The 22,910-nt window shown below is 68.1% G+C and carries 22 protein-coding genes; 20 read left to right on the forward strand and 2 right to left on the reverse strand.

Annotated elements, in window-relative coordinates; translation table 11 throughout:
* Positions 1–50: 50 nt before the first annotated feature.
* Positions 51–803 (reverse strand): helix-turn-helix domain-containing protein, encoded by a 753-nt coding sequence (locus tag NSQ78_RS10100; protein ID WP_049471312.1) that lies wholly within the window; start codon positions 801–803, stop codon positions 51–53.
* Between the two features lie 126 nt (positions 804–929).
* Between NSQ78_RS10100 and hisS the strand changes: the two genes are divergently transcribed.
* The 20 genes from hisS to cueR all read left to right on the forward strand — a co-directional run bounded on the left by hisS (position 930) and on the right by cueR (position 22,460).
* Positions 930–2,327 (forward strand): histidine--tRNA ligase, encoded by a 1,398-nt coding sequence (gene hisS, locus NSQ78_RS10105; protein WP_053504968.1) that lies wholly within the window; start codon positions 930–932, stop codon positions 2,325–2,327.
* Positions 2,327–2,620 (forward strand): hypothetical protein, encoded by a 294-nt coding sequence (locus NSQ78_RS10110; RefSeq protein ID WP_064238358.1) that lies wholly within the window; start codon positions 2,327–2,329, stop codon positions 2,618–2,620. Before hisS ends, NSQ78_RS10110 begins: the two co-directional genes overlap by 1 nt.
* Positions 2,621–3,013: 393 nt before the next feature.
* Entirely contained in the window at positions 3,014–3,340 is a 327-nt protein-coding gene (locus NSQ78_RS10115; protein ID WP_074726341.1) for a YerC/YecD family TrpR-related protein, read from the forward strand.
* Positions 3,341–3,374: 34 nt separating this feature from the next.
* Positions 3,375–4,286 carry an ATP phosphoribosyltransferase gene (hisG, locus tag NSQ78_RS10120; protein WP_021202834.1) on the forward strand — a complete coding sequence of 304 codons (912 nt, stop codon included), beginning with the start codon at positions 3,375–3,377 and terminating at the stop codon, positions 4,284–4,286.
* Complete coding sequence (hisD, locus tag NSQ78_RS10125; RefSeq protein ID WP_049471319.1) at positions 4,283–5,578, forward strand: histidinol dehydrogenase; 1,296 nt, start codon at positions 4,283–4,285, stop codon at positions 5,576–5,578. The genes hisG and hisD overlap by 4 nt, the downstream gene beginning before the upstream one ends.
* A complete protein-coding gene (gene hisC, locus NSQ78_RS10130) occupies positions 5,575–6,669 on the forward strand; it encodes a histidinol-phosphate transaminase (RefSeq protein WP_064238360.1) in 1,095 nt (364 codons plus the stop codon). Before hisD ends, hisC begins: the two co-directional genes overlap by 4 nt.
* On the forward strand, positions 6,666–7,739 hold the full coding sequence (gene hisB / locus NSQ78_RS10135) for a bifunctional histidinol-phosphatase/imidazoleglycerol-phosphate dehydratase HisB (RefSeq protein ID WP_053462805.1): 1,074 nt from the start codon (positions 6,666–6,668) through the stop codon (positions 7,737–7,739). Before hisC ends, hisB begins: the two co-directional genes overlap by 4 nt.
* Positions 7,736–8,338, forward strand: a complete 603-nt coding sequence (gene hisH, locus NSQ78_RS10140; protein ID WP_049471324.1) for an imidazole glycerol phosphate synthase subunit HisH — start codon at positions 7,736–7,738, stop codon at positions 8,336–8,338. The genes hisB and hisH overlap by 4 nt, the downstream gene beginning before the upstream one ends.
* The gene (gene hisA, locus NSQ78_RS10145) at positions 8,335–9,069 is read left to right on the forward strand and encodes a 1-(5-phosphoribosyl)-5-[(5-phosphoribosylamino)methylideneamino]imidazole-4-carboxamide isomerase (RefSeq protein WP_049471326.1); all 735 of its coding nucleotides are present in this window, start codon (positions 8,335–8,337) and stop codon (positions 9,067–9,069) included. Before hisH ends, hisA begins: the two co-directional genes overlap by 4 nt.
* Positions 9,063–9,839, forward strand: a complete 777-nt coding sequence (hisF, locus tag NSQ78_RS10150; protein WP_064238362.1) for an imidazole glycerol phosphate synthase subunit HisF — start codon at positions 9,063–9,065, stop codon at positions 9,837–9,839. The genes hisA and hisF overlap by 7 nt, the downstream gene beginning before the upstream one ends.
* Positions 9,829–10,449 carry a bifunctional phosphoribosyl-AMP cyclohydrolase/phosphoribosyl-ATP diphosphatase HisIE gene (hisIE, locus tag NSQ78_RS10155; protein ID WP_064238364.1) on the forward strand — a complete coding sequence of 207 codons (621 nt, stop codon included), beginning with the start codon at positions 9,829–9,831 and terminating at the stop codon, positions 10,447–10,449. Before hisF ends, hisIE begins: the two co-directional genes overlap by 11 nt.
* A 77-nt stretch (positions 10,450–10,526) precedes the next feature.
* A complete protein-coding gene (locus NSQ78_RS10160) occupies positions 10,527–12,116 on the forward strand; it encodes a calcineurin-like phosphoesterase family protein (RefSeq protein ID WP_064238366.1) in 1,590 nt (529 codons plus the stop codon).
* A gap of 33 nt (positions 12,117–12,149) precedes the next feature.
* A complete protein-coding gene (locus NSQ78_RS10165) occupies positions 12,150–12,434 on the forward strand; it encodes a hypothetical protein (protein WP_005409434.1) in 285 nt (94 codons plus the stop codon).
* A gap of 84 nt (positions 12,435–12,518) precedes the next feature.
* Positions 12,519–13,541 carry a glucokinase gene (locus NSQ78_RS10170; protein ID WP_064238369.1) on the forward strand — a complete coding sequence of 341 codons (1,023 nt, stop codon included), beginning with the start codon at positions 12,519–12,521 and terminating at the stop codon, positions 13,539–13,541.
* Positions 13,542–13,592: 51 nt separating this feature from the next.
* Positions 13,593–14,591: a N(4)-(beta-N-acetylglucosaminyl)-L-asparaginase gene (locus NSQ78_RS10175; RefSeq protein ID WP_064238371.1), complete on the forward strand. Its 999-nt coding sequence runs from the start codon at positions 13,593–13,595 to the stop codon at positions 14,589–14,591.
* Positions 14,588–15,319 (forward strand): copper homeostasis protein CutC, encoded by a 732-nt coding sequence (locus NSQ78_RS10180; protein ID WP_064238373.1) that lies wholly within the window; start codon positions 14,588–14,590, stop codon positions 15,317–15,319. The genes NSQ78_RS10175 and NSQ78_RS10180 overlap by 4 nt, the downstream gene beginning before the upstream one ends.
* A 328-nt stretch (positions 15,320–15,647) precedes the next feature.
* Entirely contained in the window at positions 15,648–16,076 is a 429-nt protein-coding gene (locus NSQ78_RS10185) for a hypothetical protein (RefSeq protein WP_080473124.1), read from the forward strand.
* Positions 16,077–16,372: 296 nt separating this feature from the next.
* Positions 16,373–19,330 (forward strand): TonB-dependent receptor, encoded by a 2,958-nt coding sequence (locus NSQ78_RS10190; protein WP_057494487.1) that lies wholly within the window; start codon positions 16,373–16,375, stop codon positions 19,328–19,330.
* A gap of 164 nt (positions 19,331–19,494) precedes the next feature.
* Positions 19,495–21,993, forward strand: coding sequence for a heavy metal translocating P-type ATPase (locus NSQ78_RS10195; RefSeq protein ID WP_064238377.1), 2,499 nt, complete (start codon positions 19,495–19,497; stop codon positions 21,991–21,993).
* A gap of 11 nt (positions 21,994–22,004) precedes the next feature.
* Positions 22,005–22,460: a Cu(I)-responsive transcriptional regulator gene (gene cueR / locus NSQ78_RS10200; protein WP_049471344.1), complete on the forward strand. Its 456-nt coding sequence runs from the start codon at positions 22,005–22,007 to the stop codon at positions 22,458–22,460.
* 81 nt (positions 22,461–22,541) lie between these two features.
* Here the strand turns inward: cueR and NSQ78_RS10205 are convergent, their stop codons facing one another.
* Complete coding sequence (locus NSQ78_RS10205) at positions 22,542–22,736, reverse strand: heavy-metal-associated domain-containing protein (protein ID WP_049471345.1); 195 nt, start codon at positions 22,734–22,736, stop codon at positions 22,542–22,544.
* Positions 22,737–22,910 lie beyond the last annotated feature (174 nt).

Below are 22,910 nucleotides of genomic sequence, written 5' to 3' on the forward strand. Positions count from 1 at the left end.
ACACGGGTAGCGCCGGCCGCTGGCCGGCAACCCCACCAACCGCGATGCCGTCAGATCAATCCTTCACCGGCCAGCGTGCGCAGCCCGTCCTCGTCGAGGATCTCCACCACGTTCAGGTGGGGCAGGGCGATCAGCCCCTGCTGGCGCAGCTTGGTGAAGGTGCGGCTGACCGTTTCCATGGTCAGGCCCAGGTGGTCGGCGATATCGCCACGCCCCATCGGCAGCGATACGCGCAGGCCGTCACCGCCGAGCCTGGCCTCGCGTGCGGCCAGGCGCAGCAGGAAATCGGCCAGCTTCTCGGCCGGCTGCAGGCGTGCCAATGCCAGCGCCGCATCCTGGGCGGCGTCCAGTTCCTGGCAGGCGCGCTGCAGCAGCTTGCGCTCCAGGTGCGGGAAGCGGCTGCGCAGCGCCTTCATCTGTGGCAGCGCGACCCGGCAGACGCGGCTGTCGGCGATCGCTTCGATGTCGTAGCGGTGGTGATCGCTGCCACTCAGCCCGAGGTAGTCACCGGGCAGCACGAAGCCGCTGATCTGGCGCCGGCCGTCGGCCAGGGTGCGAACCAGGCGCAGCGCACCGCCGGTCAATGTATAGACATGCTGGCGCTCCTCGCCGGTGCGGGCCAGGGTGCTGCCCATGCCGACCTGCTGCGAAACGGTGACCTGTTCCAGCGCCTGCACTTCATCGGGCGACAACGCCGAGCACACCGCAAGGTGGCGAACCGAGCAGTGCAGGCAGTCCAGCGTGATGCAGGACGGCGCGGCGGGATCGTTGTTGGCGGGCGGAGCGCCGGAAGGCCGTGACATGTTGCGGGGGCGTATCGCGGGCGGGGAGGGCCTTATGATACTTCAAGCGGCCGTTCGACCCTGCCGGAGGCGGGGGCGCTAGAATGTCGCCCCCTCCCACGTCCCGTTCCAGCAGGAGTTCCGCCCGTGATCAAGCCCCGTACCCCGCCCGGCACCCTTGAGCTGCTGCCGCGCGAGCAGATTGCGTTCCAGCGCATGCTGGACGTCATCCGCCGCAACTACGAGCGCTTCGGGTTCCTGCCGGTCGAGACGCCGGTGTTCGAACTGTCCGACGTGCTGCTGACCAAGTCCGGTGGCGAGACTGAGCGCCAGGTGTATTTCGTGCAGTCCACCGGTGCGCTGGCCAATGCGGCTGAATCGGGCGACCGTTCGCTGCCGGAAATGGCGCTGCGTTTCGACCTGACCGTGCCGCTGGCGCGCTACGTGGCCGAACACGAACACGAGCTGACCTTCCCGTTCCGCCGCTACCAGATGCAGCGCGTGTACCGTGGCGAACGCGCCCAGCGCGGCCGCTTCCGCGAGTTCTACCAGTGCGACATCGACGTGATCGGCAAGGACAGTCTGAGCGTGCGATACGACGCCGAAGTGCTGGCAGTCATCCACGCCGTGTTCTCGGAACTGCGCATCGGTGACTTCAGCATCCAGCTGAACAACCGCAAGCTGATGCGCGGCTTCTTCGAAAGCCTGGGTGTGGCCGAAGGCGAGCGCCAGCTGGCGGTGTTGCGCGAAGTGGACAAGCTGGACAAGCGCGGCGCCGATTACGTGCGCGAGACGCTGGTGGGCGAGGGTTTCAACATCCCGGCCGAACAGGTCGAGAGGATCCTGGCGTTCGTGGCCGTGCGTTCGCAGGGGCATGCCGATGCGCTCGCGCAGTTGGCTGCCCTGGAAGCCGACGCCGGTTCTTCGGAGATCCTGCGCACTGGCGTGGCCGAACTGCGCGAGGTGCTGCAGCTGGTGCAGGCGCTGGGCGTGCCGGAAACCGCGTACTGCCTGAACTTCTCCATTGCGCGGGGCCTGGACTACTACACCGGCACCGTCTACGAGACCACGCTGACCGACCACCCGCAGATCGGCTCGATCTGTTCGGGCGGCCGCTACGAAGACCTGGCCAGCCACTACAGCAAGTCGAAGCTGCCGGGCGTGGGCATCTCCATCGGCCTGTCGCGCCTGTTCTGGCAGTTGCGCGAAGCCGGCCTGATCGACGGCATCGAGGCCAGCAGCGTGCAGGCACTGGTGGCACTGATGGACGAGCAGGGCATGCCGCAGTCGCTGGACATCGCGCGTCGCCTGCGCGCCGGTGGCATCAACACCGAAGTGCAGATGGAGCCGAAGAAGATCGGCAAGCAGTTCCAGTACGCGGCCAAGGCCGGCATCCGCTTCGTGGTGCTGGCCGGCGAGGACGAGCTGGCGCGTGGCGTGGTGGCGGTGAAGGACCTGCTGCGCGAGCAGCAGTTCGAAGTCTCCCGCGACGAGCTGGCCAGCACCCTGCAGGTGGAGCTGGAGCAGTCCAAGGCAATGGCGTGATGCGGGCCGCCGCAGGGGCGCTGTGCGTGCTCCTGCTGGCGGGCTGCCAGAGCGACCCGGCGCTGCGCAGTGCACGGATAGGGCCGGGACAGTACCGGCTGCAGGTCGATCGCTGCCACGTGATCGGTCGCGCGCAGCTGGAGGGCGACCTGCAGGCCCTGGCCTCGCGGACGTGTCCGGCCGGCGCAGGGGCGTTGGAGAACATCCAGTCCCTGCCGAGCCGGCAGGGCAGCCTGTTCGGCGAATGCCTGCGGCCCGGGGCGCTGCAGGCCGAGGTGCGCTGCCTGCCCTGAGTCGGCCAGATTGTTGATTTGAAAGCAGAACGCCCGCCCTTTGGTGGGCGTTCTGCGTTTGCGGGCGAAGCGCAGTCGAGCATGGCTCGACTCTACAAAAGCCGGTTCCGATCCGATCCATGCTGTTCTGACAGATCGCGGTCAACTGTCGAAGGCGGGGTGGGTCCGGTTGAGGGGGCGTGAGCCGCATGGATGCGGCGACCGAGCTTACATGGACGTACTTGCAGCGCCCCCCTCAACCGGATCCATCCCGCCAACCCTCGGGAAACCGCCTTTTGCTGTTGCTCTGGCTCTTGCCTCTGCGGGTGCACGGAAGCAGCCTTGCCGCCCCCCAACCCCCGATTTGACGCACCGCGCAAGAATGCGCTAATGTACTAACGCGCTATTACATTGATGCATGGATCCGACCCCGTGAAAGCCCGCCCCGAGATTGCCGCCAAAGACCCCAAGGCCGACCTGGAAGCCCTGGCCCGGGCCTTTGCCGCCCTGCGCGAGCCGGAGCAGGTCGAGGCCTTCCTGCGCGACCTCTGCACCCCGGCCGAGCTGGAGGCCATGGCCGACCGCTGGAAGGTGGTGCCATTGCTGCAGCAGGGCGTGCCGTACCGCGAGATCCACGAGCGCACCGGCGTCAGCGTGACCACCACCGGACGGGTGGCGCGCACGCTCGAGCATGGCCATCGAGGCTATGCCGCTGCCATCGACCGCCTTGCCCTGCGCTGATCCGCGCCCCGTTCCGAACTTCGAGACCTCCCCCATGAGTGCAACCCAGGCAGCGCCGGCACGAGACCGGCTGCGTATCGCCATCCAGAAGAGCGGCCGGCTGGCCGAGCCCGCCCGCAACCTGCTCAGCGCGTGTGGCCTGAGCTGGCGTGAGAGCCGCGACAAGCTGTTCTGCTATGGCGAATCGCTGCCGGTGGACCTGCTGCTGGTGCGCGACGACGACATCCCCGGCCTGATCGCCGACGGCGTCTGTGATCTCGGCATCGTGGGCCGCAACGAGCTGGACGAGCAGGCCGCGGCGCGGCGCCAGATCGGGCTGCCCGATGCCTACCAGGCGTTGCGCGGGCTGGGCTTTGGCCAGTGCCGGCTGATGCTGGCAGTGCCCGAGGAGTGGCAGTGGCAGGGACCGGCGCAGCTGGCCGGTACCCGCATCGCCACCAGCTACCCGGCCATCCTCAAGCAGTGGCTGGCCGAGCAGAACGTGGATGCACAGGTGGTCGAGCTGTCCGGTTCGGTGGAAATCGCCCCGCGCCTGGGGACGGCCGACCTGATCTGCGATCTGGTGTCCAGTGGCGCGACACTGCGCGCCAATCAGCTGACCCCGGTGCACAACCTGCTCGACAGCGAGGCGGTGCTGGCCGGTGCGGTGCGCGTGCCGGATGATGCGCGCGCATCGCTGCGCGCGATGCTGCTGCGCCGCCTCGACGGCGTGGTGCAGCGCCAGGACCGCAAGCTGCTGATGTTCCGCGCCAGCGAGGATCGCGTCGACGCGCTGGCGCAGCTGCTGGCCGATGCCGAGCCGCTGGTGCGGCTGCCGGCCGATGGCGGCGCGCTGCGCCTGCAGACCATGTGCCCGGGCCCGCTGAGCTGGCAGCGCATGGAAGAGCTCGAGCGCGCCGGCGCGCAGGGCCTGATGGTGTTGAGCGTGGAGCGGTCGCTGGCATGAACCGTCTGACCTGGTCCCGACTTGATGAAACCGCGCGCCGCGCCGCGCTGACCCGCCCGGTGCAGACCGTGGCGCAGCAGACCCGCGACGCGGTGGCTGCGCTGATCGCGCAGGTGCGTGCGCAGGGCGACGACGCGCTGCGTGCGATCACCGCGCGTTTCGATGGTGTCGAGCTGTCGTCCTTTGAAGTGAGCGAAGCCGAATTCGCCGCTGCAGAAGCCGCCGTGCCCGCCGAATTGCGCCAGGCCATGGTGGACGCCGCCGAGCGCATCGCCCGCTTCCACGCCGCCGGCATGGGCAAGGGATACGCGGTGGAGACCGCGCCGGGGGTGGTCTGCGAACGCATGCTGCGTCCGATCGGACGGGTAGGGCTCTACGTGCCGGCCGGCAGCGCGCCGCTGCCGTCCACCGCGCTGATGCTGGGCGTGCCGGCGCAGCTGGCCGGCTGCCCGCAGGTGGTGCTGTGCACGCCGCCGCGTGCCGATGGCACGGCTGATCCGGCGGTGCTGGTGGCCGCGCGGCTGACCGGCGTGCAACGCGTGTTCAAGCTGGGCGGTGCGCAGGCGATCGCCGCGATGGCCTATGGCACGGCCAGCATTCCGGCCTGCGACAAGCTGTTCGGGCCGGGCAACAGCTTCGTGACCGAAGCCAAGCAGCAGGTCGCACAGGACGGCGCCGCCGCCATCGACATGCCGGCCGGTCCCTCGGAAGTGCTGGTGATCGCCGATGCCGGCGCCAATCCAGCGTTCGTCGCCGCCGACCTGCTGTCGCAGGCCGAGCACGGCCCGGATTCGCAGGTGCTGCTGCTGACCGACGATGCGGCGATGCTGGCCGCGGTCGAAGCCGAAGTGGAGCGCCAGGTCGCCCTGCTGCCGCGCCAGCAGATCGCACGGCAGGCCTTGTCGGCGTCGCGGCTGATCCTGGTCGATGCGTTGGCCGAGGCGTTCGCGATCAGCAACCGCTATGCGCCCGAGCACCTGATCCTGGCCCTGCGTGAACCGCGCGCGTGGCTGGACAAGGTGCAGGCAGCCGGCTCGGTGTTCCTGGGGGATTACACCCCCGAGGCATTGGGCGACTACTGCAGCGGCACCAACCACGTGCTGCCCACCGCCGGTGCCGCGCGCGCCTACAGCGGTGTCAGCGTGGCCAGTTTCCAGAACCTGATCAGCGTGCAGAGCGCCAGCGCCGCCGGCCTGGCGGCGATTGGCGGCTGCGCGCGCATCATCGCCAGCGCCGAAGGCCTGGATGCCCACGAGCGTGCGGTGGCATTGCGCATGGAGGCGGCGGCATGAGCGCGGCGATCGAGGACGTGCTGGCGCTGGTGCGCCCGGACCTGCAGGCGTTCGCCGGCTACAGTTCGGCGCGCAGCGCGGCGGTGCAGGGCGAAGTCTGGTTGAATGCCAACGAGTCGGCCTGGGCCAATCCGGCCGATGCCGCGGGCAGCAGCCGACGCTATCCGGAGCCGCAGCCGCTGGCACTGCGCGAGGGCCTTGCCAAGCTGTATGGCGTGCAGGCGCAACAGCTGCTGATCGGTCGTGGCAGCGACGAAGCCATTGACCTGCTGGTGCGCGCCCTGTGCGTGCCGGGCCGCGATGGCGTGCTGGTCACGCCGCCGGTGTTCGGCATGTACGCAGTGTGCGCGCGGCTGCAGGGGGCTGCACTGATTGAAGTGCCGCTGGTGGACAGCGAGGATGGCCTGCGCACCGACCTGGATGCGGTGATCGACGCGGCCAAGGCCCGCAATGCCACGCTGGTGTTCCTGTGCGCGCCGTCGAACCCGGCCGGCAGTGACATCGCGCTGGACGACGTCGAGCGCGTGGCCGTTGCGCTGCGCGGACAGGCGCTGGTCGTGGTGGACGAGGCGTATGTGGAATACGCGCAGCGCCCGTCGGCGACGACGTTGCTGGCCGCGCACGCCAACCTGGCGGTGCTGCGCACGCTGTCGAAGGCGCATGCGCTGGCCGCGGCCCGCATTGGAACCCTGATCGCCGCACCGGAGCTGATTGCCGTGCTGCGCCGCTGCCAGGCGCCGTACCCGGTGCCGACCCCGTGCGCCGAACTGGCCGTGCAGGCACTGCAACCCGACGCGCTGGCGCGCACCGCCGAGCGGGTGGCGACGGTGATCGCCGAGCGCGAGCGCCTGCGTGCAGCCCTGGCCGGCCTGCCCGGCGTGCGCCGGGTATACGCCTCGGCAGGCAACTACCTGCTGGCGCGCTTCGCCGACGCCCAGGCCGCATTCGATACGCTGCTGGACGCAGGCGTGGTGGTGCGCGACCAGCGCGCCGCGCCGCAACTGGGTGATGCACTGCGCATCAGCATCGGCAGTCCCGAAGAGAATGACCGCGTGCTTGCGGCCCTGTCGGCGCGGAGGGCCGCAGCATGACCCCGATCCTGTTCATCGACCGCGACGGCACCCTCATCGAAGAGCCGTCCGATTTCCAGATCGACGCCTACGAAAAGCTGCGCTTCGTGCCGCAGGTGATCCCGGCGCTGCTGAAGCTGCGCGACGCCGGCTATCAGTTCGTGATCGTCACCAACCAGGACGGCCTCGGCAGCGACAGCTACCCGCGTGCCAGCTTCGACGGCCCCAACGACCTGATGCTGCAGATCTTCGAAAGCCAGGGCATCACGTTCCGTGACGTGCTGATCGACTGCAGCTGGCCGCACGACAATGCGCCGACCCGCAAGCCGGGCATCGGACTGATGACGGCTTACCTGCAGGACCGCAGCATCGACTGGGCGCGCTCGGGCATGGTCGGCGACCGCATCACCGACCTGCAGTTCGCCGACAACCTCAACATCCGGGGCTTCCAGCTGCGCACCGAGCAGTTCGGTGGCGAGTGGGACTGGCCGGGCATTGCCCACGCGCTGGCCGACGCACCGCGTACCGCCGTGGTCCAGCGCAACACGAAAGAAACTAAGATCCGCGTGGAACTGGACCTGGACCGTGCCGGTGATGCACGCATCTCCACCGGATTGCCGTTCTTCGACCACATGCTGGAACAGATCGGCAAGCACGGCGGCTTCGCGCTGGACATCCAGGCCGAGGGCGACCTGCACATCGACGAGCACCACACCATCGAAGACACCGGGCTGGCCCTGGGCCAGGCCCTGCGCGAGGCGCTGGGCGACAAGCGCGGCATCGGCCGCTACGGTTTCACGCTGCCGATGGACGAGACGCTGGCCAGCGCAGCGCTGGACTTCAGTGGCCGGCCATATTTCGTGTTCGAGGGCGAGTTCAAGCGCGAGCGGGTGGGTGACATGCCCACCGAGCTGGTGCCGCATTTCTTCCGCTCGCTGTGCGATGCCAGCGGCCTGAACCTCAACCTGCAGGTGCGCGGTGACAACGATCACCACAAGGTAGAGGCCTGCTTCAAGGCATTGGCGCGCGCACTGCGCCCGGCGCTGGCCCGCCAGGGCACGGCGCTGCCGAGCACCAAGGGGGCGCTGTGAGCGACGTTGCGCTGATCGATGCCGGTGGCGCCAACCTCGGTTCGGTGCGCTACGCACTGGAGCGCCTGGGCGCGACGGTGCGGCTGGTGCGCGATGCGGACGGCCTGGCCGGTGCGCAGCGGGTGATCCTGCCCGGCGTCGGCGCCGCCGGTCCCGGCATGCAGCGCCTGCATGCGCAGGGCCTGGTGGAACCGCTGCAGCGGCTGGAGGTGCCGCTGATGGGCATCTGCCTGGGCATGCAGCTGCTGTTCGAGCGCTCCGAAGAGGCCGGCGTGGAGACATTGGGACTGATTCCCGGGGTGGTGCGCAAGCTGGTGCCGGCCTGTGGCATCCGCGTGCCGCACATGGGCTGGAACCGCCTGCTGCCGCTGCGTGAGTCGCTGCTGCTGCGCGGCGTACCCGAGCGCGCCAGCGCCTACTTCGTGCACAGCTATGCGGCGCCACTGAACACCCACACGGTGGCTGCCTGCGACCATGGCGGCCTGTTCACTGCCGTGGTGGAGCAGGGCCGCTACTACGGCGCGCAGTTCCATCCCGAGCGCTCCGGCGAAACCGGTTCGCTGATGCTGCGCAATTTCCTTGAGGGCACTGCTGCATGAGTTTCATCGTCTACCCCGCGCTGGATATCCGTGATGGCCGCGTGGTGCGCCTGCGCCAGGGCGACTATGCGCAGGAAACCTCCTATGGCGATGACCCGTTGCCGCGCGCGCAGGCCTTCGCCGCGCAGGGCGCGCAATGGATGCACCTGGTCGACCTGGATGCCGCCCGCGCCGGGGGCTACACGCTGGCGCCGCTGCTCGCGGCGATCCGTGCGCACACGCCACTCCAGGTGCAGACCGGCGGTGGCGTGCGAGGCCGTGACGACGTGGCGCGCATCCTCGACGCTGGTGCCGGCCGCGTGGTGGTCGGTTCGCTGGCGGTGCGCCGCCCCGACGAAGTGGTCGGCTGGCTGGGGGAGTTTGGTGCCGAGCGCATCACGATCGCGCTCGACGCGCGCCAGGATGCACAGGGGCAATGGCAGCTGCCGGTGCACGGCTGGACCGAAAATGCCGGGGTGACGCTGGACGAGCTGGCCCAGCGCTACGCGCGCGCCGGCATGCGCCACCTGCTGTGCACCGACATCGCCCGCGATGGCATGCTGGCCGGGCCCAACATCGGCCTCTACCAGCACCTGTCGGCATTGCTGCCGGGCGTGGCGGTGCAGGCGTCCGGCGGCATCCGTGACGTGGCCGATGTGGCCGAGGCCCGTGCCGCTGGCTGTGGCGGTGCGATTCTCGGCAAGGCGCTGCTGGAGCAGCGCATGGACCTGGCGGAGGCGCTGGCATGTTGAGCCGCCGCATCATCCCCTGCCTGGACGTGCGCGACGGCCGCGTGGTCAAGGGCGTGCGCTTCCGCGACCACGTCGACATGGGCGACATCGCCGAGTTGGCGCAGCGCTATCGCGACCAGGGCGCGGACGAGCTGGTGTTCTATGACATCGGCGCCAGTCCCGAAGCGCGTTCGGTGGACGTGGCGTGGATCGAGCGCATCGCGCGCCTGATCGACATTCCGTTCTGCGTGGCCGGTGGCATCGACAGCGTCGAAACCGCGCGCCGCGTGCTGTTTGCCGGTGCCGACAAGGTGTCGATCAATTCGCCGGCGCTGGGCCGGCCGGAGCTGATCACCGAGCTGGCGGACGAGTTTGGCGTGCAGTGCGTTGTGGTGGGCGTCGATTCGGTGCGCGAGGCCGACGGGCAGTGGCGGGTGCGTCGTTTCAGCGGCGATCCGGACAAGACCCAGGCGGTGCCGCTGCGCACCCTGGACTGGATCGTCGAAGCACAACGGCGTGGCGCGGGCGAGATCGTACTGAACTGCATGGACAGCGATGGCGTGCGCCGCGGCTACGACGTCGCGCAGCTGCAGCAGGCGCGGACCCTGTGCCAGGTGCCGCTGATCGCCTCCGGCGGTGCCGGTGCGATGGAGCATTTCGCCGAAGCCTTCGACCAGGCCGACGTCGACGGCGCGCTGGCCGCCAGTGTGTTCCACAGCGGCGCGATCGCCATTCCGGAATTGAAGCGCTACCTGCGCGCACAGCAGATCGAGGTGCGGGATGTCTATTGAAGTGAGGCCCTCTCTGGACGCGTTGCAGGCGCTGGACTGGGGCAAGGGCGACGGCCTGCTGCCGGCGGTGGTGCAGGATGCCGACACCCTGCAGGTGCTGATGCTCGGGTATGTCAGTGCCGAATCACTGGCCGCCACGCTGGCCATCGGTCACATGACCTTTTTCAGCCGCAGCAAGCAACGGCTGTGGACCAAGGGCGAGCAGTCCGGCAACGTACTGGTGGTGCAATCGATCCGTGTCGACTGCGATGCCGATACGCTGCTGGTGACGGCACGCCCGGCGGGGCCGACCTGCCACACCGGTGCAGAGAGCTGTTTCGACCAGGCGCCGAAGGATTTCCTGGGCGGGCTGGGCCAGCTGGTGGCCATGCGCGAGGCGCAGCGCCCGCCCGGCAGCTATACGACCAGCCTGTTCGAGGGTGGCATCCGCCGCATCGCGCAGAAGGTGGGCGAGGAGGGCGTGGAGACCGCCCTGGCGGCGGTGGCGCAGGACGATGCGGCGCTGCTGGGCGAGGCCTCGGACCTGCTGTACCACCTGCTGGTGCTGCTGCGCGCGCGCGGGCTGTCGCTGGATGATGCGCGGGCAGTACTGGAAAAACGCCATCGCTGAAGTGTGGTAGTGCCGGAAATGCAGCCGAGCGTGGCGGGGCTCTACAATACCGCGTCTCTTTTTGCCGGATCTCTCCCATGAAACTGCCTGCCGCCTGGCTGTGCTGCCTGTTGCTGACCTCGCCGGCCTGGGCCGCGGACACCGTGGTCACCGGCAAGGTGTATCTGGAGCGTGACGGCAAGCCTGGCCGCGGTGCGACCGATCCGGGCCTGGCCGGGGTGCAGGTTTCCAACGGCGAGACCATCGTCAAGACTGCCGCTGACGGCAGCTACAGCCTGCCGGTGCGCGACGGCCAGACCGTATTCGTGATCAAGCCCGATGCCTACGCCTTCCCGAAGGCGGCCGATGGCCTGCCCTCGTTCTGGCGCCACTATCGCCCGAGCGGCTCGCCGGCGCTGAAGTACGGCGGCATCGCCGCGACCGGCGACGTCACCCGCAACTGGGATTTCGCCCTGCAGTCGGACCGCCATGACAGCCGTCGTGGCTTCCAGATGCTGGTGTTCACTGATTCGCAGACCGCCAGCCTGAAGGACATCGGCTACTACCAGCAGTCGATCGTGGCTCCGCTGGTCGGGCAGACCAAAGCACGCATGGGCACCACCCTGGGCGACATCGTCAACGACGACCTTACCCTGTACCCGGCGATCAACAGGGTCACCACCGAACTCGGCGTGCCGTGGTTCCATGTGCCGGGCAACCACGACCTCGACTTCGATGCGGCCAGCGATGCGCATTCGCTGGACAGCTGGCGCAACATCTATGGCCCGGACACCTACGCGGTGGAAGAGGGCGGCGCCAGTTTCGTGTTCCTGGACGACGTGGTGTATGACCCCAAGGCCAGCCCGAAGTACGTCGGTGGCCTGCGCGAAGACCAGTTCGCCTTCCTCGCCAGCTACCTGAAGGGCCTGCACAAGGACCGCCTGCTGGTGCTGGGCATGCACATCCCGCTGTTCGACGCGGCACCGGGGCGGGAGACCTTCCGCCACGCCGACCGCCAGCGCCTGTTCGACCTGCTGAAGGACTTCCGCAACGTGCTGGTGCTCAGCGGGCACAGCCACACCCAGCAGCACGTCTACCACGGCAAGGCCGACGGCTGGAACGGCGACAAGCCGCTGCATGAGTACAACGTCGGGGCCAACTGCGGTGCGTTCTGGTCCGGGGTGAAGAATGCCGCCGGCGTGCCGGACAGCACGATGAGCGATGGCACGCCGAAGGGCTATGCGCTGCTCGACGTGGCCGGCAACGGCAGCTACCGGTTGCAGTACCGGGTGGCGGGCAAGCCGGCCAGCGAGCAGATCGGCCTGCATGCACCCAAGGTGCTGCGCCAGGGGGCCTACCCGGCGTGGGGCGTGTACGCCAACGTGTACATGGGCGAAGATGCCAGCGTGGTCGAGTACCGCGTCGATGGTGGCGCCTGGCAGCCGATGAAGCAGGTCAGCCAGCCCGATCCGCGCCTGATGGTGGAGAACGTGGCCGACGACCTTGCCGACAGCCTGCGCGGCTACGACCGCTCACCGGAGGCCACCGCATCGCCGCACCTCTGGCGCGGTGCGCTGCCGACCGACCTGGCGGTGGGCAGCCACAAGGTTGAGGTACGCTCCACCCAGCCCGATGGCGCGGTGTTCACCGCGACCACCCGCTACAGCCTGCAGGCCGCCCAGCCCTGATCCCGCACCACCGTTCCAGCGAAAGGACCCCGCATGGATATCCGCTTCATGGCCGGCACCACGCCGGTCACCCTCAGCCGCCACTGGTTCACCGGCGCGATGCTGCTGCAGAGCGCCACCGAGAAAGTCTGGGTGCAGCATCCGCTGCATCCGGGCACCCACTTCTCGTTCTCGCTGGTACAGTCGTGGCTGCGACATATCGCCGGCCACGAAGTGCTGGTCGAGCGCACCCGGCCGCTGTTGTTCGCCGGCTTCCGCCCGCAACGACTGCGCGTGCTGGTGGACGGCGTGCAGGTGGCCGAGCAGGAAGGCATGTAGGCCAACCTGAACCGCCGTCGCGCTAGGCAAAGCGGCCCCGATGCCTGAGAATCGGGGCGATTCAATCGATCCAAGCAGGCCAGCGTGACCATCGCAGCAGCGTCCCCGGTTTCCTCCGACTCCACCTGCGGCGGTTTTCCGCGCCGCCTGGTCGTCGCCGATGTTGGCGGCACCTTCGCCCGCCTTGCGCTGGCTGAAACCGCACCTGGCAGGGCGCCGTCGTTGGGCAGCCACCGCACCTATGCCTGTGCCGAGCATCCCAGCCTGGCCGCGATCCTGGCTGACTTCACCGCAGGCCTCGGCCAGCCGGTGCAGACCGCAGTGGTCGCCATCGCCGGCCTGCTCGATGGCGACGTGCTGATCAATTCCAACCTGCCGTGGACGGTGTCGCTCGCAGCCACGCGCGCGCAGTCCGGGCTGCGCGAACTGCAGCTGATCAATGATTTCGAGGCGGTGGCGTTGGCCATTCCCTTCCTTCAGCCCGACACGCTGGTGCCGCTGAATGGCGACGCGGATCCGGCGCAGGCGTTCCCGGCACTGGTGCTGGGCGCCGGTACCGGCCTGGGCGCTGCGCTGCGCTTCGCCGATGGCGAGCGCCCGGTGCTGGCCAGCGAGATCGGTCATGCCGCGCTCGGCGCCGGCAATGCGCTGGAACTGCAGGTGCTGGGCAAGCTGCTGCAGCGCTGGCCGCATGTGGACAACGAGCGCGTGCTGTCCGGCAGTGGCCTGATGAACCTGTATCCGTGCCTGTGCGAGTTGCGCGGCGTCACCCCGGTGTGGAGCAGCACCGAGGCACTGATCGGCGCCGCGCGCAGCGGCGAGGATGCCCTGGCGGTGGAGACGCTGCAGGTGTTCTGTGCCTGGCTGGGCAGCCTGGCCGGCGACGCAGCGATCGCCGTCGGTGCGCGTTCGGTGTACCTGGCCGGGGGCATTTCCGCACATGTGCAGGATTTCCTGGCCGATGGCCGCTTCCGTGAGCGCTTCCTCAACAAGGGCGTGCTGACCAAGGTGCTGCGCCAGGTGCCGGTATGGCGCGTGGAGCACGGCCAGCTGGGCGTGCTCGGCGCAGCGGTCTGGCACGCCGCACGGCAGCCCACGCACGACTGATCGTCGGGGCCGGCATCGGGCCGGCCGCGCATTGCAGACTGGGAGGGGAAGATGGTGGATCGCAGGCAGTTCCTGCAGGCCGGTGCACTGGCCGCGGGCATGGCGGCCTTGCCGGGCGTGCATGCACGCACGCAGGGTGGGGCCAGGGTGGTTTCCACCTGGGACTTCGGCGTGCCGGCCAACCAGGCCGCATGGAAGGTGCTGGCGCAGGGCGGCAGCGCGCTGGATGCGGTGGAAGCGGGCGCACGCTGGGCCGAAAGCGAGCTGTGCAACCCCACCGTCGGCCATTGCGGCAACCCTGATCGCGACGGCGTGCTCAGCCTGGACGCGAGCATCATGGATGGCGATGGCCGTTGTGGCGCGGTGGCCGCGCTGGTCGACATCCTGCATCCGGTGTCGGTGGCCCGCAAAGTGATGGAGAACAGCCCGCACGTGCTGCTGGTCGGCGAGGGCGCGCAGCAGTTCGCGGTGCAGCAGGGATTCGAGCGCAAGCATCTGCTGACCCCGCAGGCCGAAGCGGCCTGGCGCGAGTGGCTGAAGACCGAGAAGTACCAGCCGCAGATCAACGCCGAGCGGCGAGGTATTCCCGGTAACAGCGACAACCACGACACCATCGGCATGCTGGCGCTGGATGCCCAAGGCCGCCTGGCCGGTGCGTGCACCACCAGTGGCATGGCCTGGAAGCTGCACGGCCGGGTCGGCGACAGCCCGATCATCGGTGCTGGCCTGTATGTCGACAACGACGTCGGAGCGGCCACTGCCTCGGGCGTGGGCGAGGAGATGATCCGCAACGCCGCCTCGTTCCTGGTGGTCGAGCTGATGCGCCAGGGGCGTTCGCCGGCGCAGGCCTGCCGCGAGGCGATCGACCGCGTCGTACGCAAGCGGCCTGAAGCGAGCAAGACCTTGCAGGTCTGCTTCCTGGCGATGAACAAGCAGGGCGAGGTCGGTGCCTACGCGCTGCATCGCGGCTTCGTCTACGCGGTGTGCGATGCGCAGCGCCAGGATGACCTGCGCGACTCGCCGTCGATCTACACGAGCAGCCAGGCGTGAGCACGCGGCTGACCCTGGAGGTCGCCAGCAATTCGCTGGCCTCGGCGCTGGCCGCGCAGGCCGGCGGCGCCGACCGCATCGAGCTGTTCGACAACCTGGCCGAGGGCGGCACCACGCCGTCCTTCGCCAGCATCGCGATCGCACGCGAACGCCTGTCGATCCCGCTGTTCGTGCTGGTGCGGCCACGCCCGGGCGACTTCCACTACGACGCGCTGGAAACCGAACTGATGCTGCGTGACATCGCGCAGTGCCGCGCGCTGGGCTGCGATGGCGTGGTGATCGGTGCGCTGGACGTGCAGGGTGGCATCGACCTGGCGCTCTGCCGCGAGCTGGTCCAGGCCGCCGGGCCGTTGCAGGTGACCTTCCATCGCGCCTTCGATGCGGCCCGCGATCTGTCGGCGGCGCTGGAGCAGGTGATCGGGCTGGGCTGCCAACGCGTGCTGACCTCGGGCGGCCAGGTCAGCGCCGAAGCGGGCGTGGATATGCTCGCCGGTCTGGTCACCCAGGCGGCAGGCCGCATCACGGTGATGGCCGGTGCGGGCCTGGGGCCGGCCAACATCGCCACCGTGGCACGACGGAGTGGCTGTACTGAACTGCACGCGTCCGCAAAAGGCCTGCGCCGCTCGGCGATGCAGTTCCAGAACCCGGCGCTGCGCGGTCTGGACCCGGACTGGAGCCAGACCAGCACCGCGACCGTGGCCGCATTGCGGCAGGCACTCGACGGCTGATCGCAGGGCCGGGGTCGGATGCCTTCGCAGAAGGGCTCCGACCCCGCTGCGGAACGCGCACCCGTTGCCGAAAAGTGACGCTTCTGACGTGCGCGGATCGCCAGTCCGTCTGCCAAACAGCGGAACGCAGGGGCATCCATGTTTCCGTGTAGACGATCAAGCGCGGATTGTTGACAGTGGGTCCCACTCCCCGTGGCAATGGCCCTCCTTCCGCATGTCTCGACTGCTCTTGCTGCTTCTCTGTCTGCTGCCCACCGCCGCAATAGCTGGAGAGGAGGGACGGCCCCCACTGTTGATCTGGACGGCGGCCGGACCGGAGGGAGGCGGCATGGACGCTGTGCTGGACGGCGTGACGCTAGCCGCTGCTGCTACTGGCGCGTTCGTCGACACGCGCGTACATCGAATCGGGAAGAAGCGCTTCCGTGCGCTGTATCAGGTGTTCGATTCAAACGCCTCCAACCCGATGGGGCACTGTGGGGCGGGGCGCGAGATCCGTTTGTTCGTCTACGATTTGACCTCGCCGAAGCCCATTGAACGCGGCAGGATCCTGGTCAGCAGCTGCCTCGAATCCGTGTCCCTCGCCAGCCAGAACACAGGGCGACCCTACAGTGAATCCGACTTTTCCTCGGTCATCTGGCGGGGCGACGGGTTCACCATCGAGTGGTGGGGTAATGGGCCCGGAGGCGTTACGTCGAGCCACTACGCCCTCCGAAATGGCCGCTTCGTCCCAACTCGCTCGAGTGAGGGGAATCGCTGAGGGCGGACAAAATCGTTCCGCGCGCGGCTGTCGTGACCGTGTCACGTCTTCGTGCGCCGGTCTCTCAATGATGTTTCGCAACCCTTTGATTGTTCTGCGTAGAGGGAGCCGTTAACGGCATTCCCCCGGTCATTGCTGCATCGCCGCATGCCGGGTGTAGTTCAGCTGTGCTTTAGTTTGGATCGATCCACAGGGGAGGTGCCGTATCGGTCGTGAACCGATCCAGGCGCCTGGATCCGTCGTAGTGCCGCGCCACCGTCCGCCCGTGCGTCCACATCTTCGAAGAGCAACCACCCATGGCTCAGATCGTCCACAAGCGTCGTCACCTCCTGTCCCAGGCCCTGATCCTGGCCCTGTTGCCGCTGGCAGCCAGCGCACAGGAAGCCGCCAGCCCCTCCACCCAGGATCTCGACGCGGTCACCGTTACCGGCTCGCGCATCAAGCGCGCCGCGGTCGAAGGCCCGGCCCCGGTCAACGTGATCACCGCGCAGCAGATCCAGAAAGAGGGCTTCGTCAGCGTGTATGACGCGCTGAAGACGCTTACCGAAGCGACCGGTACCGTCGAAGCGGCCTCGCAGTGGGGTTCGCACACGCCCAACGCCAGCGGGCTGAATCTGCGCGGGATGGGGCCGAACCGCTCGCTGCTGCTGGTCAACGGCCGCCGCGTGGCCGATTACCCGCTGCCGTACGGCGGTGAAACCAACTTCTCCAACTACGGCAACATTCCGGCCGCGGCGGTGGAGCGGATCGAAGTGCTGACCGGTGGCGCCTCGGCCATCTATGGCTCGGATGCGATCGCCGGCGTGGTCAACGTCATCCTCAAGACCAACTACGACGGTGACGAAGTGCGCGTGCGCGGCGGCACCTCCACCGAAGGCGGACGCGATACCTGGGACCTGTCCTGGGCCGGCGGCAGGACAGGGGACAACTGGAGCGTGACCTATGCGTTGCAGTACACCAAGCGCGATCCGTTGTTCGGCCGTGATCGCCCGCAGATGGACGATGCCGATGATGCACCGTATGCGTCCTGGAACATGGAGCAGCGCAAGGTCGGCTTCCGTCCCACGGCCGGGCTGGCGCTGATCGATCCGACGACGGGCCAGCGCCTGGCGCCGCCCACCGGTACCTGCGAGAAGTTCGACGGTGAGTACTACACGGCCGATCGACTGGTCTACAACTACGCCGCCAACCGCATCACCAACACCGGCCGCCTGTGCGGCATGAGCGCCGACTACGCCAACTGGCTGCTCACCGGTGGTGCCGAGAACGTGTCCGGCAACCTGTATGCCACCTTCGATTTCAGCAGCGACCTGCAGGCCTGGACCAACCTGGCGGTCTACCGCTCCGAAGCGATCTGGGGCACCAATCCACCCAGCGTCTCGCTGATCGACGATGCCAACGGCTATTACTGGGACGCCAACCGTAACCGGCCGATCCTGGGCGTGCGCCAGTTCACCCCGAACGAGGTCGGCGGCCTGGATACGCTGCGCAACACCAATCGTGAACTGTCCTGGGACTGGAGCGCCGGCCTGCGTGGCCGCCTCGCCGACCGCTTCGACTGGAGCGCGACGGTGGGGCGTTCCTATTACCGCGTGGAAGAACGGCAGAACGTGGTCGACGAGCAGAAGTCGTACGACTATTTCCTCGGCCCGCGCCTGGGCACCACCGCCGATGGCGAGGCGATCTACGCGCTGAACGAGTCGCGCTGGTGGAACCCGCTGACGCCGGACCAGTACTGGCAGATGGGTACGGTGGCGAGGAACCGCGCGTCATCGTGGGTCAACCAGGCCTCGGCGGACATCACCGGTGAGCTGTTCCAGGGCTGGGCGGGCCCGATCTCGTTCGCCGCCGTGGCCGAAGTGGCGCAGCAGGGCTATCACCTCAGCCCGGACCCGCGCGCCGGTATCGACTTCGACCTGCAGAACGTTGACCGCGGTGGCGGCGAACGCACCCGCTATTCGGCCGGCGTCGAGTTCAAGATTCCGCTGCTGGACAGCGTGACCGCCACCGCAGCCGCGCGCTACGACCGCTACGGCAACTACAAGGCCGATGACAGCAGCCAGGCGCTGGACATCGGCAGCCAGAAGGAAACCACCTGGAACGTTGGCCTGGAATGGCGTCCGGTCGAATCGCTGCTGGTGCGTGGCTCGTACGCCACCAGTTTCCATGCGCCGGACATGCATTACCTGCTGGGCCAGCCGAGCAGTTCCGAAGTACAGACCTATGACCGCCTGCGCTGCATCCAGAGCGGTGCCTACCTGGTCAACAACTGCGGGGTGGGCAACACCGATGTCTGGTACACCTTCGACGTGAACCGGCGCGGCACGCCGCTGCTGCGCTCGGAGACCGGCGATTCGTGGACGGTCGGCTTTGTCTGGGACGTGATGCCCAACCTGTCGGTCAGCGCCGACTACTGGGCGATCAAGCTGGAAGACATGATCGTCGACGTCGGCGCCGACGAGGTGCTGGCCAGCGAGGCCGGCTGCCTGACCGGCAAGAACATCGATGGCACGCCGTGGGCCAATCCGGCCGGTGGCGACTACTGCGCCGGCATCCTGGCCCGCGTGAACCGTGACAGCAGTGGCCGGCTGGTGTCGATCGAGCGCGGCCCGTTCAACCTGGCCAGCCGCGAAGTACGCGGCATCGACCTGACCGCGCGTTACCGGCTGGAGACCGCCCAGTGGGGCAGCTTCCAGCTTGGGGTGAACTACACCAACCAGATCTCGACCAAGGAACAGCGCTACGCCGCCGATCCGAATCCGGAACGCCGCGACCGCGACCTGCGCAGCAAGCTGCGCGCGAGCCTGGCCTGGCAACGCGGCAACTGGAACGCCAACGTCTATGCCGACCGCATCGGCTCGGTGCCGGGCGTGCGTTACCACTGGGGCACCGATCGCCTGGACAACCCCGGCGGCTGCCTGCCGTTCGCCGACGGTTACGTGCCCAGTGACAGTCCGTCGCTGAACTGCCTGGAACCGGCACGGCTGCCGGATGGCTCGGTGAACCCGAACCCCAATGCCGGCCAGCAGACCTCGCGCTACTTCGGCCGGGTCGGGCCGTTCATCACCTGGAACGTCAACGTGGGCTATCAGGTAACCGAGCACGCCAAGGTCAATGTCTACGTCAACAACGTGTTCAATTCGGCCAGCTGGAACCACAAGGACCCGTACAAGCTGGACTATGACTTCGCCCCGACCCGCCTGCTGAGCGCGGTCGGTCGCGAGTTCGCACTGGAGTATGTGTTCACCTTCTGAGGCGAGCTGCCGCCGACGATGGATCCACGCCATGCGTGGATCTGGCCATGCACGGACGTGGATGCCGGGTGCCATTCAGGAACTGCGGACAGGCTGGATTTGACCTTCCCACGATGGCAAGGTTTAGCCTGTCCGCATCCAGAAGGAATCCCGGGAATCTGATCATGAGCACGCCACGCGCCACTGCCGTCCCCACTAGCGCCCCGATCAGCCTGCCGATCGAGGGCATGACCTGCGCCAGCTGCGTGGGCAGGGTCGAAGCGGCACTGTCCAGGGTCGAGGGCGTGGGAAGTGTCGCGGTGAACCTGGCCACCGAGCGGGCGGACATCCGACCGTCGGGCCCGGTCGATCGCGCAGCGCTGATCCAGGCGGTGGAGCGGGCGGGCTATGACGTGCCCGCCGGTACCACTGAGCTGTCGGTCCAGGGCATGACCTGTGCGTCCTGCGTGGGCCGTGTCGAACGTGCGCTGTTGGCCGTGCCAGGCGTCAGCCAGGCCAGCGTGAACCTGGCCACCGAGCGTGCGACCGTGCGTGGCGTGGCGGATGCTGCGGCGCTGGTCGCCGCCATCGACAAGGCCGGCTATGACGCACGCGTGATCGCGGCGGGTGTGCAGTCCGATGACGAAGCGGCGGAAAAGAAGGATGCCGAGCGCGCGGAGCTAAAGCGCGACCTGATCGTGGCCACGGCGCTGGCATTGCCAGTGTTCGTGCTGGAAATGGGCTCGCACCTGATCCCCGGCATGCACGCATGGGTGATGTCCACGATCGGCATGCAGGCCAGTTGGTACCTGCAGTTCGTGCTGACCGCGCTGGTGCTGGCTGTTCCCGGCCGTCGCTTCTACCAGAAGGGCGTTCCCGCGCTGCTGCGGATGGCACCGGACATGAATTCGCTGGTGGCGGTGGGTACCGCCGCGGCCTTCGGCTACTCGGTGGTGGCCACGTTCCTGCCAAGGCTGCTGCCGGCGGGCACGGTGAACGTCTACTACGAAGCAGCAGCGGTGATCGTGGCGCTGATCCTGCTCGGCCGCTTCCTCGAGGCGCGTGCCAAGGGCCGTACCTCCGAGGCGATCAAGCGCTTGGTCAATCTGCAGGCCAAGGTCGCCCATGTGATCCGTGACGGCCGAACGGTGGATGTCCCGGTCAATGAAGTGCTGAGCGGCGACGTGGTGGAAGTGCGTCCGGGCGAGCGCGTGCCGGTGGACGGCGAGGTGGTCGAAGGCCGCAGCTTCATCGACGAGTCGATGATCAGCGGCGAGCCGATCCCGGTCGAGAAGCAGGCCGGCAGCAGCGTGGTCGGCGGCACCGTCAACCAGACGGGCGCACTGACGGTGCGCGCCACGGCGGTGGGCGCGCAGACCATGCTGGCGCAGATCATCCGCATGGTGGAACAGGCGCAGGGCTCGAAGCTGCCGATCCAGGCGGTGGTCGACAAGGTGACGTTGTGGTTCGTGCCCGCGGTGATGCTGGCCGCGCTGGCGACCTTCGTGGTCTGGTTGATCTTGGGCCCGTCACCGGCGCTGAGCTTCGCGCTGGTCAATGCGGTGGCGGTGCTGATCATTGCCTGCCCTTGCGCGATGGGACTGGCCACGCCGACCTCGATCATGGTCGGTACCGGCCGTGGCGCCGAGATGGGCGTGCTGTTCCGCAAGGGCGAGGCACTGCAGCTGCTGAAGGATGCGCGGGTGGTGGCGGTGGACAAGACCGGCACGCTGACCGAAGGACGCCCGCGCCTGACCGATCTGGACGTTGCCGCCGGTTTCGAGCGCGACGCCGTACTGGCGGCGGTTGCCGCGGTGGAATCGCGCTCGGAGCATCCGATTGCCCGCGCGATTGTTGACGCCGCGACCGGGCAGGGCATTGTGCTGCCATCGCTGGTCGATTTCGAATCGGTCACCGGCATGGGCGTGCGGGCCAGTGTCGAGGGTGCTCGGGTGGAGGTCGGTGCCGATCGCTTCATGCGCGAGCTGGGCGTGGACATCACGGCATTCGCAGCATTGGCGGCGGAACTTGGCGCGCAGGGCAAGTCACCGATGTACGTGGCCATCGATGGACGCCTGGCCGCGATCATCGCGGTGTCCGACCCGATCAAGCCGAGCACGCCGGCGGCGATCGCGGCGCTGCATCAGCTGGGCCTGAAGGTGGCGATGATCACCGGCGACAACGCTGCCACCGCGCAGGCGATCGCACGCCAGCTGGGCATCGACGAGGTCGTGGCCGAGGTGCTGCCGGAAGGCAAGGTCGAAGCGGTGCGTCGCTTGAAGTCCACCTACGGCCAGACCGCCTTCGTCGGCGACGGTATCAATGACGCGCCAGCACTGGCCGAGGCCGATGTCGGCCTGGCCATTGGCACCGGTACCGATATCGCGGTGGAATCGGCTGATGTGGTGCTGATGTCGGGCAACCTGCAGGGCGTACCGAACGCCATTGCGCTATCGAAGGCGACACTGGGCAACATCCGGCAGAACCTGTTCTGGGCCTTCGCCTACAACACCGCGTTGATTCCGGTGGCCGCCGGCGTGCTGTACCCGGTCTGGGGCGTGCTGCTGTCGCCGGTGTTGGCGGCCGGTGCGATGGCGCTGTCCAGTGTGTTCGTGCTGGGCAACGCACTGCGCCTGCGCCGCTTCCAGCCACCGATGGCCGATGCCGCCGTTGCGACCTACTGAAGGAGATCCGCATGAACATCGGTGAAGCCGCCAAGGCCTCCAGCGTGTCGGCGAAGATGATCCGCTACTACGAACAGATCGGCCTGATTCCTGCGGCGGATAGAACGGAGTCGGGCTATCGGGCGTATTCGCAGGCCGACATCCATCGCCTGCGCTTCATCCGCCGCGCGCGCGATCTCGGCTTCCAGGTGGCCGAGATCGGCGACCTGCTGGGCCTGTGGAATGACACGTCGCGCCACAGTGCCGACGTCAAGCAGCTGGCCGAGCAGCACATCGCCGACCTGGAACAGCGCATCGAGCACATGCGGCAGATGGCCGATACGCTGAAATCGCTGATCCGCTGCTGTGCCGGCGATGAGCGCCCGGAATGCCCGATCCTGCAGCGGCTGGGTGAAGACGATGAGGCTCCGCTGCCGGTGGAAGCGGCCAAGACCGGCGCGGTGCGCCGCCGCGCGCGCAAGCACTGAGTTTTCATGTTCGCATGCATTGAAAAGCCCGCCCTGTGACAGTGCACGGGGCGGGCTTCGTTGTGGATGCCGGGCAGGGGATCAGGCGCTGCGCGGCGGGAAACCTGCATCGTTCACTGCGGCGAACACCTGTTCCTGCGACGCGGTGGTCTGCACCTTGACCAGGCCGCTCGGCGGGTCAGCGACTACGCGGGCGTTCGGATCGATCTGCTGGATCGCGCGGGTCACGCTGCGTGCGCAGCCGCCGCAGGTCATGCCGTCGACATGGAATTCCATCTGTGGCTCCTTCGATGCTCTTGGGATAGGGCCAGTGTGCACCTTCCAACGATGGCAGGGTCAAGCGCCGGACTGAACGGCGCCCAAGGGGCCCATGAACATGCATCCATGAAAAACGGCAGCCACCTGTACCAGCGTGGCTGCCGTGGAGGACCCTCCCCGCCGGAACGGGGC

Source organism: Stenotrophomonas sp. FSL W7-1447 (genome assembly GCF_037966425.1).
Classification (GTDB): Bacteria; Pseudomonadota; Gammaproteobacteria; order Xanthomonadales; family Xanthomonadaceae; genus Stenotrophomonas; species Stenotrophomonas pavanii.

What these genes read in the sequence shown, in the direction of transcription:
- NSQ78_RS10100 (WP_049471312.1), bottom strand. Translation starts at nt 803, where the DNA reads ATGTCACGGCCTTCCGGCGCTCCGCCCGCCAACAACGATCCCGCCGCG.
- NSQ78_RS10110 (WP_064238358.1), top strand. Translation starts at nt 2,327, where the DNA reads ATGCGGGCCGCCGCAGGGGCGCTGTGCGTGCTCCTGCTGGCGGGCTGC.
- NSQ78_RS10115 (WP_074726341.1), top strand. Translation starts at nt 3,014, where the DNA reads ATGCATGGATCCGACCCCGTGAAAGCCCGCCCCGAGATTGCCGCCAAA.
- hisG (WP_021202834.1), top strand. Translation starts at nt 3,375, where the DNA reads ATGAGTGCAACCCAGGCAGCGCCGGCACGAGACCGGCTGCGTATCGCC.
- hisD (WP_049471319.1), top strand. Translation starts at nt 4,283, where the DNA reads ATGAACCGTCTGACCTGGTCCCGACTTGATGAAACCGCGCGCCGCGCC.
- hisC (WP_064238360.1), top strand. Translation starts at nt 5,575, where the DNA reads ATGAGCGCGGCGATCGAGGACGTGCTGGCGCTGGTGCGCCCGGACCTG.
- hisB (WP_053462805.1), top strand. Translation starts at nt 6,666, where the DNA reads ATGACCCCGATCCTGTTCATCGACCGCGACGGCACCCTCATCGAAGAG.
- hisA (WP_049471326.1), top strand. Translation starts at nt 8,335, where the DNA reads ATGAGTTTCATCGTCTACCCCGCGCTGGATATCCGTGATGGCCGCGTG.
- hisF (WP_064238362.1), top strand. Translation starts at nt 9,063, where the DNA reads ATGTTGAGCCGCCGCATCATCCCCTGCCTGGACGTGCGCGACGGCCGC.
- hisIE (WP_064238364.1), top strand. Translation starts at nt 9,829, where the DNA reads ATGTCTATTGAAGTGAGGCCCTCTCTGGACGCGTTGCAGGCGCTGGAC.
- NSQ78_RS10160 (WP_064238366.1), top strand. Translation starts at nt 10,527, where the DNA reads ATGAAACTGCCTGCCGCCTGGCTGTGCTGCCTGTTGCTGACCTCGCCG.
- NSQ78_RS10165 (WP_005409434.1), top strand. Translation starts at nt 12,150, where the DNA reads ATGGATATCCGCTTCATGGCCGGCACCACGCCGGTCACCCTCAGCCGC.
- NSQ78_RS10175 (WP_064238371.1), top strand. Translation starts at nt 13,593, where the DNA reads ATGGTGGATCGCAGGCAGTTCCTGCAGGCCGGTGCACTGGCCGCGGGC.
- NSQ78_RS10185 (WP_080473124.1), top strand. Translation starts at nt 15,648, where the DNA reads ATGGACGCTGTGCTGGACGGCGTGACGCTAGCCGCTGCTGCTACTGGC.
- NSQ78_RS10190 (WP_057494487.1), top strand. Translation starts at nt 16,373, where the DNA reads ATGGCTCAGATCGTCCACAAGCGTCGTCACCTCCTGTCCCAGGCCCTG.
- NSQ78_RS10195 (WP_064238377.1), top strand. Translation starts at nt 19,495, where the DNA reads ATGAGCACGCCACGCGCCACTGCCGTCCCCACTAGCGCCCCGATCAGC.
- cueR (WP_049471344.1), top strand. Translation starts at nt 22,005, where the DNA reads ATGAACATCGGTGAAGCCGCCAAGGCCTCCAGCGTGTCGGCGAAGATG.
- NSQ78_RS10205 (WP_049471345.1), bottom strand. Translation starts at nt 22,736, where the DNA reads ATGGAATTCCATGTCGACGGCATGACCTGCGGCGGCTGCGCACGCAGC.